This window comes from Paenibacillus sp. FSL W8-0194 (genome assembly GCF_037969745.1).
Taxonomy (GTDB): domain Bacteria; phylum Bacillota; class Bacilli; order Paenibacillales; family Paenibacillaceae; genus Paenibacillus_AQ; species Paenibacillus_AQ cookii.
In genome coordinates this window covers 5,572,536-5,586,111 of sequence record NZ_CP150205.1, presented here as the reverse complement: position 1 = coordinate 5,586,111, position 13,576 = coordinate 5,572,536, and the positions used below count along the sequence as shown (strand labels likewise).

Annotated in this window: 11 protein-coding genes and 1 pseudogene; 8 read left to right on the top strand and 4 right to left on the bottom strand. The window is 54.5% G+C overall.

The window, feature by feature from the left end:
• The first annotated feature begins 66 nt into the window (after positions 1-66).
• Entirely contained in the window at positions 67-1,050 is a 984-nt protein-coding gene (locus MKY58_RS25830; RefSeq protein WP_339322614.1) for a Gfo/Idh/MocA family oxidoreductase, read from the top strand.
• A gap of 23 nt (positions 1,051-1,073) precedes the next feature.
• Here the strand turns inward: MKY58_RS25830 and MKY58_RS25825 are convergent, their stop codons facing one another.
• Together MKY58_RS25825 and MKY58_RS25820 are read right to left on the bottom strand one after the other, a co-directional pair.
• Positions 1,074-1,748, bottom strand: a complete 675-nt coding sequence (locus MKY58_RS25825) for a CidB/LrgB family autolysis modulator (RefSeq protein ID WP_339322613.1) — start codon at positions 1,746-1,748, stop codon at positions 1,074-1,076.
• Positions 1,745-2,119 carry a CidA/LrgA family holin-like protein gene (locus tag MKY58_RS25820; protein WP_036706259.1) on the bottom strand — a complete coding sequence of 125 codons (375 nt, stop codon included), beginning with the start codon at positions 2,117-2,119 and terminating at the stop codon, positions 1,745-1,747. The genes MKY58_RS25825 and MKY58_RS25820 overlap by 4 nt, the downstream gene beginning before the upstream one ends.
• A gap of 178 nt (positions 2,120-2,297) precedes the next feature.
• On the opposite strand from MKY58_RS25820, the gene MKY58_RS25815 reads away from it, so the two are divergent.
• From MKY58_RS25815 to MKY58_RS25795, 5 genes are all read left to right on the top strand, one after another.
• Positions 2,298-3,191 carry a LysR family transcriptional regulator gene (locus MKY58_RS25815; RefSeq protein WP_339322612.1) on the top strand — a complete coding sequence of 298 codons (894 nt, stop codon included), beginning with the start codon at positions 2,298-2,300 and terminating at the stop codon, positions 3,189-3,191.
• A gap of 151 nt (positions 3,192-3,342) precedes the next feature.
• Positions 3,343-3,885, top strand: a complete 543-nt coding sequence (locus MKY58_RS25810; protein WP_052146731.1) for a MarR family transcriptional regulator — start codon at positions 3,343-3,345, stop codon at positions 3,883-3,885.
• On the top strand, positions 3,879-5,615 hold the full coding sequence (locus tag MKY58_RS25805; RefSeq protein ID WP_212951114.1) for an ABC transporter ATP-binding protein: 1,737 nt from the start codon (positions 3,879-3,881) through the stop codon (positions 5,613-5,615). The genes MKY58_RS25810 and MKY58_RS25805 overlap by 7 nt, the downstream gene beginning before the upstream one ends.
• Positions 5,612-7,492 carry an ABC transporter ATP-binding protein gene (locus tag MKY58_RS25800; RefSeq protein WP_036706264.1) on the top strand — a complete coding sequence of 627 codons (1,881 nt, stop codon included), beginning with the start codon at positions 5,612-5,614 and terminating at the stop codon, positions 7,490-7,492. The genes MKY58_RS25805 and MKY58_RS25800 overlap by 4 nt, the downstream gene beginning before the upstream one ends.
• Before the next feature lie 282 nt (positions 7,493-7,774).
• The gene (locus MKY58_RS25795; RefSeq protein WP_339322611.1) at positions 7,775-10,075 is read left to right on the top strand and encodes a 5'-nucleotidase C-terminal domain-containing protein; all 2,301 of its coding nucleotides are present in this window, start codon (positions 7,775-7,777) and stop codon (positions 10,073-10,075) included.
• Between the two features lie 413 nt (positions 10,076-10,488).
• Here the strand turns inward: MKY58_RS25795 and MKY58_RS25790 are convergent.
• A pseudogene (locus MKY58_RS25790) lies at positions 10,489-10,770 on the bottom strand (IS3 family transposase); the annotation flags it as partial.
• A gap of 148 nt (positions 10,771-10,918) precedes the next feature.
• Between MKY58_RS25790 and MKY58_RS25785 the strand changes: the two are divergent.
• Both MKY58_RS25785 and MKY58_RS25780 read left to right on the top strand, forming a co-directional pair.
• The gene (locus MKY58_RS25785; RefSeq protein WP_339322610.1) at positions 10,919-12,469 is read left to right on the top strand and encodes an MDR family MFS transporter; all 1,551 of its coding nucleotides are present in this window, start codon (positions 10,919-10,921) and stop codon (positions 12,467-12,469) included.
• A gap of 87 nt (positions 12,470-12,556) precedes the next feature.
• Complete coding sequence (locus tag MKY58_RS25780; protein WP_339322609.1) at positions 12,557-13,027, top strand: hypothetical protein; 471 nt, start codon at positions 12,557-12,559, stop codon at positions 13,025-13,027.
• A gap of 55 nt (positions 13,028-13,082) precedes the next feature.
• Here MKY58_RS25780 and MKY58_RS25775 read toward each other — a convergent pair whose 3' ends face one another.
• Positions 13,083-13,520: a ferritin-like domain-containing protein gene (locus MKY58_RS25775; protein ID WP_339322608.1), complete on the bottom strand. Its 438-nt coding sequence runs from the start codon at positions 13,518-13,520 to the stop codon at positions 13,083-13,085.
• Positions 13,521-13,576 lie beyond the last annotated feature (56 nt).

Genomic DNA, 13,576 nt, shown 5'->3' with positions numbered 1-13,576 from the left:
CCGTAGCCAACCCTTCCGAACGTCCTGTATGATAGGGGATAAATACGGAAGAAGGTGGGATCTGCCATGGCGCTTCAGATCGGAATCATCGGGACAGGCTGGTTCAGCAAGGTACACGCGGATTTGCTGGCCGCAGCCGAGGGCGTAAAGGTTCGGGCTTTTTTGGGGACCAGCAAGGAGAAGGCGGAGCATGCGGCGCAGCCGTACGGGGCCGCCGGATATGGGGACCTGACGGAAATGCTGGAAACGGAGCAGCTGGACGCGGCATACGTTTGCGTGCCCCCGATGTCGCACGGAGCGATCGAACGGGAGCTGATCCTGCGCCGCATCCCGTTTTTGGCGGAGAAACCGCTCGGACTGGATACGGACGTTCCGCGGAGCATCCTGGCAGGGGTGGAGGAAGCCGGTTTGCTCACTTCGGTCGGGTATCATTTCCGCTACCAGTCCAACATGGATAAAATGAAGGAACTTTTGCGTCAGCAGAAGGCGGGCATGGTTCTCGGCCGCTGGATGGACGGCATGCCCGGCGTTTCCTGGTGGAGGAAGCAGAACGGTTCCGGAGGGCAGTTCATCGAACAAACCACGCATCTGGCGGATTTGCTTCGTTACTTGGCCGGCGAGGTGGAGGAAGTGTATGCGCTGTACGGCAGCCGCGTCAAACATGAGCAGGAGGAAGGCGTGGAAGTCTCGGATGTCGGCACGGTCACGCTCAAGCTGAAAAGCGGCCTGGTCGCCAATATTTCCAATACGTGCGTGCTGCCGGCGGGAACCGAAGCGGACGGCGTGGGACTGGCCGTTTATACCGATCAGGGAGTGCTGGATTGGAACCCGCGGCGCTTATCCTGGATCAGGCCGGGCGAGCGGACGGAATACCGGGAGCCTTCGAATCCATACCAAAAAGAAACGGAAGCGTTCCTCCATGCGCTGCGCACGGGTGACCGCTCCCGGATTCGTTCCGATTATGCCGACGCGTACAAGACGCAGGCCGTCACCTGCGCCGCGCTGGAATCGGCGGGTACCGGAAAGCCGGTACGCGTCAATTACGAGTGAAATCGTTCCATCAGATGTCCATCTTACGTGATGGCCGTCATGAAGGTTGCCACGCCGAGCGTAAACAAGGCGGCCAGAATCATCGAAATGCTCGAAATCGTTCCGGACAAGGCGCTCATCTCGAAGGCTTTCGAGGTGCCTGCGCCGTGCGAGCTGGTGCCGTACAAGATGCCTCGGGCGACTTCGCTTTCGATCTTGAACAGGCGAAGCACGAACGGCCCGATCACGGGGCCAAGAAGCCCGGAAATAATGACGAACACGGCGGTGATGTTCGGCACGCCGCCGAGGACCTGCGAAACGTTCATCGCGATCGGCGTCGTGATGGAGCGGGGAATCATGCTCGTGACGAGCGATCCGCTGAGATGAAGCCATTTGGCAAGAAACGCCGATGAGACCATAGCCATGCACGAACCCGCAAGCACGCTGACGATAATTTCGACGGCGTGCTTTTTGAGTACCTTGAAGTTTTTGTACAAAGGCACCGCAAACGCGACCGTCGCCGGCTGCAGCATGGTGCTCAGCCATTTGCCGCCAGAATTGTAGGATTCATAAGGAATATTCGCCCAGATCAAAATAAGGACAAGGATGATGGGCGTAACCAGGAGCGGCGATAAATAAATTTTGCGGTATTTGCCGTAAACGCGCTTGGACGCGAAATAAATGCCGAGCGTAACGAGCAGGCAGACAATGCCGATCATCGCGAAGCCCTCCGTTCTTTTTGTTTGGCGATTCGGGATGCAAGCAGCCCCGAACTGGCCATGACGATGAATGTGCTGAAAATGACTACGATCAAGATGCGGACGCCGTCGTTTTCCATCATCGGGATATATTTCATGATGCCGACAGCCGCGGGAATGAAGAACAAAAGCAGCTCCGCAAGCAGCCAATTGGCGCCGAGCTCGATCCATTCCAGGCGGAGGATGCCGGTTTCCAGCAAAACAAACACCACGACAATCCCCAGAATGCTGCCTGGAATCGGCAAATGCAAAAGTCCGGCCAGCTTGTTCATCAGCAGCGAGAATGCCATGAGCGCCGCAACCTGCACCGTTCCTTTGATCATGTTGTTCACAGGGATTCTCTCCTTTCATTTACGTGAAAATTTTACACCCCTTATTTTCATGAGTAAAATGAATTAAAAGAATGATGACCATTCCCTTTTTCTATACATAACAAGATCGCGTCCGAACGCCGGCAATTGGGACATACCGCTGCAGATCAGGCGTTTTGAAAGGAGTTTGAGGCTTGAGATGGACATCAGGCAATTGCAGTACTTTATGGAGGTAGCCCGGCTGCAGAGCTTTACGAAAGCGGCGGAAACGCTGTACATCACGCAGCCGACCATCAGCAAAACGATCCGCAACATCGAGGAGGAACTTGGCGTGACCCTGTTTGACCGCTCCGGCAAAAAGGTGGTTCTAACCGATGCCGGCCGGATTATTTACGAGCAGGCGCAGCCGATCGTGAAGTCGTTTCAAAGCTTGTCCTCCGAGCTCGGAGATTTGAAAAACCTGAAGAAGGGGCATATCCGCCTCGGCCTTCCGCCCATGGTCGGATCGAGCTTTTTCCCGGAGGTGATCGGGCAGTTCCATCAGAAATATCCGCAGGTGACGATGCAGATCTTTGAAGACGGGGCCAAAAAGGTAGAGGTCGACGTGGAGAGCGGTTTGCTCGACATCGGCGTCGTGGTGCTGCCGACCGACGACGCGCTGTTCCACTCGTTTTCGTTCGTCAGGGAAAACCTGATGCTGCTGATGCATCCCTCCCACCGCCTTGCCGATCGGGAGTGCGCCCGCCTTATCGATCTGGCGGAAGAGAACTTCGTGCTGTTCCGGGAGGATTTTGCGCTGCACGACCGGATCATCACCGAATGCGTCAAGGTCGGCTTCCGGCCGCATATCGTTTACGAAAGCTCCCAATGGGACCTGATCAGCGGCATGGTAGCTGCGAATTTGGGCATCGCCTTGCTGCCGGAAACGATCTGCCGGGAAATCAACCGGGAGCGGATCCGGATTATGCCGCTGGTGGAACCGGTCATTCCGTGGCAGCTTGGGATGATCTGGCGCAAGGACCGTTACCTGTCCTATGCCGCGCGGGAATGGATCGCATTTACGCAGGGGATATTGATGGAAGACAAGGGGTAGCGGCTCATCGTATTTTACATATGTTTTAATTGACATAAAAATCGGAACGGATATATAATTAGGTTGCCTATTTAATTGGTGACCTAATTATTTTTTTGTGCGGGCAAACATTCTTCATAGCACACCTGAGGAAAGGAGGATGATATACGTCATGAACGGCGATAACAACAACCGGCAGGGACCTTGCTGCGAGGATCCCGAGCTGCAGGAGCATGATCGGCATCACGAAACCGTCGTCCAGCTGCTTCAGGCGGTCATGCGGTTTAACAGGGGCGAATTTCGCCACCGGGTGGTCGAAGGATTGAAGCTCAGCGAGATGGGGCTGATGGTTCTGCTCATGCGGCATGTCGAGCCGGGCGCACCGGGACTTAAAGTGTCCGAGATCAGCTCGATGCTGCGGGTCACCTCTCCGACCGTCACCCAGTTTGTCAAAGCGCTGGAGAAGAAAAAATGGATTGAGCGGACCCCGGATGAGGCCGATCGCAGGGTCGTGCGGATCAGGCTCAGCGAGGAGGGGCGGGACGTGATTCTGCAAGCCCGCAAGGCGACGATCCATTCCTTCCGGGGGCTGGTCGATTACCTGGGCATCGAGGAGAGCGAGAAGCTGTCCGAGCTGCTGAACAAGGCCTATAAGTATTATGAAAGCAAAAAGAAGGATGATTCATCGGATGGAGGTGAAGTGCCGACATGCTGAAGCTGTTTCGGAATTTGAAGCCTTACAGAGGGCCGATTCTGTTCGTTTTTTTGCTCGTGTTCATCCAATCGATGTCGGACCTGTATTTGCCTACGCTGATGTCCGACATCGTGGACAAAGGCATCACGCACGGAGATATCCCTTATATTTGGAAAATCGGCGGCTTTATGCTGCTGGTGGCCTTGGGCGGGGCTTTTTGCTCCATCGGAGCCAGTTACCTGTCGGCCAAGGTGGCGGGCGGTTTCGCCAAAAATTTGCGCAGCCGCGTCTTTCGGCATGTCCAGCATTTTTCGCTGCAGGAATTCGATAAGCTGGGCACCGCCTCGCTGATCACGCGCACGACCAACGACATTACGCAAATGCAGCAGGTGCTGACGATGATTCTGCGGATGATGATCAGCGCCCCGATGATGTGCATCGGCGGGATCATTATGGCCGTTTCGAAGGATGCGACGCTGTCGCTCGTGATCGTCGTGATCGTGCCGGTGCTGGCCGGGGCCATTTTCATCATTGCGGGCAAAGGGCTGCCGCTCTTTAAAGCGATGCAGGTCAAGCTGGATAAGCTGAACCGCGTTTTGCGCGAGAACTTGACCGGCATACGCGTCATCCGTTCCTTTAACCGCATCGAACATGAACAGAAGCGTTTTAATGAAGCCAACTACGATTTGACGCAAACGGCGGTCAAAGTCAACAAAATCATGGCGGCCATGATGCCGATCATGATGCTCGTCATGAACTTCTCGACGATCGCCATCGTCTGGTTCGGCGGCATCCGGATCAGCGAGGGCCATATGCAGGTCGGCGCATTAATGGCGTTTATCCAGTACGCGATGCAGATCATGTTTTCGCTGATCATGGTATCGGTCATTTTCGTGATGGTGCCCCGCGCATCCGCGTCGGCGACCCGGATCAACGAAGTGCTGGACATGGAGCCGCAAATCGTCGATCCCGCCGCACCGGCCGCCGAAAGCAAAGAAACGGAGAAACGCGGTTATCTCGAGTTCCGGGATGTGACGTTCAGTTACCCGGGCGCCGAGCAGCCGGCGATTCGCCAAATTTCCTTTAGCGCCGCACCGGGCGAAACGACCGCGATCATTGGGGGCACCGGTTCCGGCAAATCGACGCTGCTCAGCTTGATCCCGCGTTTTTACGATGCGGAAAGCGGCAGCGTGCTGGTGGACGGCCGGGACGTCAAGGAGATGACCCAAGAGGAGCTTCGCGCCAAAATCGGTTATGTCCCGCAAAAGGCGGTCCTGTTTACGGGCACGATCGCGGACAACCTCCGCTACGGCAAAGCCGACGCAACCGACGAGGAGCTGCGCCGGGCCGCGGACATCGCGCAGGCGACCGAGTTTATTTCCAAGATGAAGGACGGTTTCGAGTCCGAGATTTCCCAAGGCGGAACCAACGTGTCCGGCGGGCAGAAGCAGCGTTTGTCCATCGCCCGGGCGCTCGTCCGAAAACCCGAGATTTATTTGTTCGACGACAGCTTCTCCGCGCTTGACTTCAAGACGGACGCCAAGCTGCGCGCAGCGCTGAAGGAAGTGACGGGGGACGCAACCGTTCTGATCGTGGCCCAGCGGGCCAGCACGGTCATGGATGCCGACCGGATCATCGTGCTGGACGAAGGGCGCGTGGCCGGCATCGGCAAACACCGCGAGCTGATGGAAACCTGCGACGTATACCGTGAAATCGTATCCTCGCAGCTGTCGGAGGAGGAGATCGCATGAGCGAACACAGAAAACATCCCGGAAGCCGGCCTCCGGGCCCGCGCCATCCCGGCGGCCACCCCGGACAGATGATGCCGGCCGAAAAGGCCAAAGATTTTAAAGGCACGCTGCGCAGGCTCCTGGGCTATCTGCGGCCGCGCCGCGTGACGCTGGCGGTCATCTTCCTGATGGCGATCCTCAGCACCGTGTTCAGCATCGTCAGCCCGAAAATTTTGGGAGAGGCGACCACCACGCTGTTTGAAGGCATCCTGGCCAAAACGCAACACGTGCCGGGCGCTTCCATCGATTTCGGCTACATTACGGAAATCTTGCTCTGGCTGATCGGGCTGTATCTGTTCAGCGCCGTGTTCAGTTATGCGCAGCAGTATTTGATGGCCGGCGTGGCGCAAAAGGTCGTGTACGACATGCGCGAGCAGATCAACCGCAAGCTGTCGCGGCTGCCGCTCAAATATTTCGATTCGAAAACGCATGGCGAAATTCTCAGCCGCGCGACCAACGACGTGGACAACATCAGCACGACGCTGCAGCAGAGCTTGACGCAGCTGATGACGTCGATCGTCACCCTGGTCGGGGTCATCGTGATGATGCTGACGATCAGCCCTTGGCTGACGCTCATTCTGATCGTGACGCTGCCGCTGAGCTTTATCGTGATCCGGATGATCGCATCGCGGTCCCAGAAGCATTTTATGGGCCAGCAACGTTCCCTCGGCCAGCTGAACGGGCATGTCGAGGAAATGTACACCGGCCATAAAATCATCAAGGCGTTCGGCCGCGAGGACGAGTCCGTGGCGACGTTCAACGAAATCAACGACAAGCTGTACCATTCAGGCTGGAAAGCCCAGTTCATCTCCGGCATGATCATGCCGATGATGTCCTTTATCGGCAACATCGGTTACGTGCTGGTCTGCGTCGTCGGCGGCATTTTCGTCACGCATAAAACGATCACCATCGGGGACGTGCAGGCCTTCATTCAATACGCGAGACAGTTCACGCAGCCGATCATGCAGACGGCGAATATCGCCAACATCATTCAGTCAACGATCGCTTCCGCGGAACGCGTCTTCGAGCTCCTCGACGAGCAGGAGGAGGTGCCGGAAGCGGCCGATGCGGTCGAACTGAACAAACCGACAGGCGCGGTCGCCTTCGAGCACGTAAAATTCGGCTACAAAGAAGGCGAAACGCTGATCGAGGACATGAACATCGACGTCAAGCCGGGGCAGACGATTGCGATCGTCGGGCCGACCGGCGCCGGCAAAACGACGCTCATCAACCTGCTGATGCGTTTCTATGAAATCAATGACGGCGCGATTACGATCGACGGCGTCAATATCACGAAGCTGAAGCGCGGCAACCTGCGGAGCATTTTCGGGATGGTGCTGCAAGATACATGGCTGTTTAACGGCACGATCCGCGAAAATATCGCTTACGGCCGCAGCGGCGCGACCGAGGAGGAAGTGGTGGAGGCGGCGAAAGCGGCCCATGCCGACCATTTTATCCGGACGCTGCCGGACGGCTACGATACGGTCCTCAACGAGGAAGCTTCGAACATTTCGCAGGGGCAGAAGCAGCTGCTGACGATCGCCCGCGCCATTTTGGCCGACCCGTCGATCCTGATTCTCGACGAAGCGACAAGCAGCGTCGATACCCGGACCGAGGTGTATATCCAAAAAGCGATGAACGAGCTGATGAAGGGCCGCACCAGCTTTGTCATCGCGCACCGCCTGTCCACGATCCGCGACGCCGATTTGATTTTGGTCATGAACGGCGGCAGCGTCATCGAAAAGGGCACGCACGAGGAACTGCTGGCGAAAGGCGGCTTCTACGCCGATCTGTACAACAGCCAGTTTACGGGCGGAAAAGCGCAGCATGCAGGCTGATGCGGGAGAAAGAGATTTCTAGATTTACGCATCATCTATAAATGATGAACGCTCCGAATATACGGGGCGTTCTTTTTTTTGGGGAATTACAAGGGATTCCCATTTTGGGAACCCTGTAAAATAACGGAGTCACCGCCGCAGAATTCAAGGCATGCGGGAGGAGTTTTTTTGCGCCTAAAGGTTTACGGATGGTTTTTTTTAGATTAAAATGAGCCTTTGGAAAACTTTTGATAGCGCTACCATTTTTCCAAAAAAAGAATAAAGAGAAAAGGGGACTCCAACATGCTTAACATGAAAAGCCGCTTCAAAAGGCTGACGGGGCTGGCCCTGGCCGCCACGCTTGCGTTGTCCGGCGCAGCGGGTTTCCAGCCGGCAAAAGCGAAGGCCGCCGAAGACCAGCAGACGCACATCACGCTGCTGGCGACCTCCGACGTCCATGGACGGTTCATGCCGTGGGACTACGCGATGGACACGGCCAACACGAACGGCAGCTTTACCCAGCTGTACACCTTGATCAAAAAGGTTCGCGCCGAAAACCCGAACACGATCCTGCTCGATGCGGGCGACGTCATTCAGGACAACTCCGCGGAGCTGTTCAATGACCAGCCGAAATCGCCGATGATGGTCGCGATGAACGAGATGGGATACGATGCCTGGGCCATGGGCAATCATGAGTTCAACTTCGGCCTCGATACCTTCGACAAAGTCGCGGGGCAATTCAAAGCGGCGAAGCTGGCAGGGAACGTATACAAAGAAAACGGGGAGCGGTTCCTTCCGGCCACGACGATCGTCGAAAGAGGCGGCATCAAGGTCGGCATTATCGGGATGACGACGCCGCTCATCACCGACTTCGAGAAAGACACCGATCACCTGAACGGGCTGGTCGTCAAAAATCCGATCGACGAAACGAAAAAGGCCGTCAAAGAGCTGGAAGGCAAAGTCGACGTCATGATCGGCTTGATGCACATGGGATTGGAAAACGAAAATGCACTTCCGGGAACGGGCGTCACCGATATCGCCAATGAAGTGCCGGAGCTGACCGCCATTTTTGCGGGCCATATGCACAAGCTGGTGAAAAGCGCGACGGTCAACGGCGTCCTGATCGGCGAACCCGACAAATATGGAACGCATGTGTCCCGAATCGATCTCACCTTCGTCAATCAAGGCGGCAAAATGGTGCTGAAAGACAAAACGGCCACGGCCATTCCGGTCAAAGGCGAAGACGGCACCCCGGCGGTTTCCGACCCGGATCTGGAAAAAGAGCTGCTGCCTTACCATGAATTCGCCCGCAAGGACGCCAATATCGTGGTCGGCGAACTGGTCGGAAAGCGCAATATGGTCCCGGAAAACGAGATCAAGGGCATTCCGGCCGTACAGGTTCAGGAGACGCCGCTGTCCGACTTTTTCAGCGAAGTCATGCTGCATTACAGCAAAGCGGACGTCGTTGCGCATCAGATCGACAATGATAAAGCAAGGCTGGACGTCGGTCCGATCCGCAAAAAGGACATCGCCTACAACTATCAGTTCGCGCTCGGCGAGGTCACCAACTATAAAGTCACCGGCAAGGACTTAAAAGACTACATGGAATGGGCGGCAGGCTATTTCAACAGCACCCGTCCGGGCGACGTGACGGTCAGCTTCGATGAAAAACGCCGATCCTCCAAATACAGCACCAACGATTTCTTCGGGGGCGTCAAATACGTCATCGATTTGTCCAAACCTTACGGCAGCCGGATCACCAACCTGAGACATCTGGACGGCACGCCGATCCAAATGGACGAAACGCTCACGCTCGGCATGAACGCTTACCGCATGGACGCCTTGGTGGCCAAAGGCGGGGCGCTGGAAGGGCGCAAGTTCGAAAAGCTGTGGACGTCGAAAGCGGAAAGCGCCTACGGGGAAACCGGCGGTACGATCCGCAATCTTTCCATCCGCTATCTGAAAGAGGTCGCGAACGGCAAATATGAAGCAAAATTGCAAAACAATTGGAACATCATCGGCGTCGACACGACCGCAAAGGAACGCGCGGATGTGGTGGAGCTGATGAACGCAGGCATTTTGAGCGTGCCGACCACGCCGGACGGCAAATATACCAACATCGCTTCCATCAATATCCTTGATCCGGTCAAGGCGGAAGACGCAGCCTCATTGGCTGCAAAAGCGGGCGTCGATCCGGCGCTGCTGGCCGGCGTCAAAACGACCGGCGAGCTGTACCATAAGCTGAACGAGGCGCGCAAAGCGGCTGCGAAGCCGGAGCAACCTGCCGAAAAACCGGGCAAGCCGGCCAAACCGGAGGCGGAAAAGCCATCGACCAAACCGGCGGAGAAACCGGTGCCTGCTAAACCTGTTAAACCTGTAAAACCGGCAAAACCTGCTGCGAAGCCATCCTCCGGCAAGCAGGCGAAAATTACGGCCGAATACCTGAACATTCGGGCGGGGGCTTCCGCCAAGGCGAAAATTTTGGGTGCGGCTCCGAAAGGAACTGTGCTTGAAGTGACGGGAACGGCGCCGTACGGCTGGGTGAAAGTCGTTTACCAAGGAAAAACGGCCTTTGTTTACGGAAAATACGTCACGATATTTTAAAGCGGCATTCTAAGCATCATGTGAAATTTCATCGCCAAAAAGAAGAGAGGGCACTCCACGCTGAACTGTACCTTTTTTCAAGGAACAGCAACAATCATACGCACCCGCGACTCTAACGGTTGCAGTCGCCGTTATTGAGGGCAAAGCCGATAAATTTGTTTTTTAACGGTTACAGGTGCGGCTATTTCTTGAAAAAGCTTCTTTTTAGAAGTGTTTCGAAGGAATTAAGCGCAGAGATAACCGTTAGACTTTTAAACCGGCTTTTCTTAACCACTTAGCGGTTGTGAGGTCCGTTAGAATATTGTGGAGGCTTGGGCCATAGGGACCAGTCAGAAAAATTGGATGTGAAAAGACGGAGGAAGACCTGAACTGTCCCCTTTGTCAAGGACACTTATAAAAAAGGCTTGTGGTTTTTAAGCCGCGGATAAAAGATGATTCCTGTACTGTACAGGGGTCATCTTTTTTACGTCCCCACTGATATTTGTGGTTATTGTAGTACCGTATGTATCGGATACTTTCTGTTTGAGGCTCTATAAGGTTTTACAGCTTTGGTGGTCAACATGGTCTTTAAGATGGCCGAAGTAGGATTCCTGAGGGGCGTTATCCCGACAGTTACCTCGTCTGGACATCGACTGACCAAGCTTGTACTTCTTGAGCAGTTTCTGAAAGGTCGGGCTTGTATGGCTGCCCTGGTCTTAAGTACCCATAGCCCAGACACCTTTTTTCAAAGCGTCCAGTCTATGGGCAGCCGGGAGCCCCTTTTTTTCTGAAATATTTTCAGTTCATATTCAGTTCATATAGCTCTTTTATAATCGTGGTACCAAAGGAAAGGAGCTATACAAAATGGAAAATGTGTTAAAGGGCGGTCAGGGGACCCTGGAGAAGAAAAATCACAAAGTCCTTGTCATGATCGGCCTACTCATAGGAATTATATTTTCAGAATTGGACGAAACGGTCGTCAGTACCGCGATGCCGACGATCATCCGCGAGCTCGGCGGACTGTCCCTCTATGGATGGGTAGCCGGGATTTACATGCTGGCGATGTCGGCGTTCATGCCGATTCTAGGGAAATTGGCGGACCTGTATGGCCGAAAAAAGGTTTATTTAATATGCATGGCCTTATTTATCGGCGGCTCCATCGTGTGCGGTTTATCGCATTCGATGACCTTATTATTGGTTGGGCGCGGCATACAGGGGATCGGCGCCGGCGGTTTGATGCCGCTAGCGATGACGATATCAAGCGATCTCTTTCCGGTGGAGCAGCGTGCTAAAGTGCAAGGTTTGATGGGGCCGGTCATGTTTATTCCCATGCTGCTCGGACCATTGATGGGCGGATTTTTCGTCGACCAAGTGAGCTGGCATTGGATCTTTTTCGTGAACATCCCGGTCGGAGTGATTGCGGCGATCTTTTTGGCAAGCGGACTTCGCGAGTCGAAGCAGGCGAAGAAAGTGGCTATCGACTGGGGCGGGGCCATTCTATTGGTCGCTTCGATCGTATCGCTGTTAATCACGCCGGTGCTCGTTCAAAATAACGGATATGCTTGGGACTCACCGCTTATTGTAAGCATACTCGTCGTAGGAGCTGCGTTGTTTGGAATCTTTGTATGGGTTGAGTCCAAGGTAAAGGAACCGATCGTTCCGCTGCATCTATTCAAGAACCGCAATATAGTGGTTTTATCCATGATCGTATTTATCGTGGGTCTTGGGCTCATGGGTGCCTTCTCGTCGTTTCCGTATTTCGGGCAAAATGTGTTAGGGCTCACGCCGACGGAATCCGGCTATTTGCAGCTGCCCATGATGGTTGGCGCCGTCGCTTCGTCCATGGTTTGCGGATTTTTGTTGACGAAGGTTCGCTACCGCGAAATTTTCGGCATCGGATTTATCCTGCCGGTTATCGGCTTCTATTTCTTTTCGCATATCAATATGGATACGACCATCATGCAGATTATCATGTTCTTCGTGATCTCGGGCCTTGGCATGGGCGTCCTGTTCGGCAGCGATAACTTGATTGTACAGGAGTCTGTTGAAAAGGAGCACACAGGGGTTGCCTTGGCAACCGTTCCCTTATTTCAAACGATTGGCGCCACCATCGGAGTAAGTTTGTTCGGCAATCTTTTATCGTCGACGCTCATTTCGAAAATAGGAAGCTTAGGCTCGCAGCTGCCTGAGAGCGTCAAAGGACATATGCACGATTTGGCTGCAGGCGGGATCCCTAAAGATCTTCCGCCAAATCTGGTCACGACGGTAAAAACGATGTTCGTAGAGTCGTTCCAGTATATCTACATGTACTCCTTTGCCGCGATGATCATCGTGTTCATATTGTGCTGGTTTTTGAAGAAAGAGGTCTTGTCCTCCAAACCTAAGGAAGCCGAGGAATTGCAAACCGGGGCATAAAGTGCTTGCTAACTTGTTGCATTCTTGCCGATTCCTCTTATAATGGCTATTGTGTATTTCGATGAAAAAGGGGACAAAGATAGGGAATTGGAGATCTTACGCTTAAATCAGATCGCTAGGCGGCTGCTGGAGCGGTCGAAGGTTGATGTTGCCGTTCGGCTTGAATCCCGTTTTGATGGCGGGCGTCTGGTCGGCGGGAAGTTCGGCATGCATTCCAGAAGCGTTACGATGTATACCGGGGTGATTGAGGAGCAGTGCATGCAGATGTTCGGCTCCCTTGAACGGGTGGAGGAATATTTTGCGATTGTGCTGGCCCATGAGCTTGGACATGCGGCAGATCCGGATCTGTCCTCGTTGAGCGAACTAACGGAGGATATGCGCCTCAGCGAAGGAACGCGAATGCGGGCGGCTCTCCAAATTGAAGAGAATGCGTGGAATTACGCGTTGACCCTGATTCCCGAGGCGGATAGGGTCATGGTTAGCAGCATCATCGACGAATCCCTCGAAGCTTACCGCAGCCGGGTCCGGCAGGCCGAGATGGAGGCCGACATCGCCTAGTGAATGTTGAATGAAAGAGGCTTTCCCGGAGGAAAGCCTCTTTTTCGGTTCCGTCCTAACCCTGATTCAACAGGTACAGGAACCAGACGGCGTGATTTTGTTCATCCATGGCGATGCGGCGGAGCGTGTCCTTCAGGGCAGGATCCTGTGCCCGGTCGGACATTTTCAAATAAAAATCGACGGTTTCCTGCTCATCGAGAAACGAAGATATCAAACCTTCCCTGTATTCCCTCGGGCAGGCCTCCGTTTGAACGGGGGTATGGGTTTGACCGGTCAGGTGCCGGTATGCTTGCTGGAAAAATCGCAGATGCCTCACTTCGTCGTCGCGAATTTCCAAAATGCGTTTTCTGGCATTCTCCGATGGGGCGAGTTTCGCCAATTGCTCGTAACAGGTTACCGAGCTAAATTCGCCATTGATGGCTTTGATCAGATCTCCGGCCAGCGCGGCGTCGGGACTCGTTGAGGGCCGGTAGTAGGCTCCGTATAGATTCAAGGGACTGGTCTCCTCTCCAACTTGATGGGCTAATATACCTTATGCAAGCGAAGAGG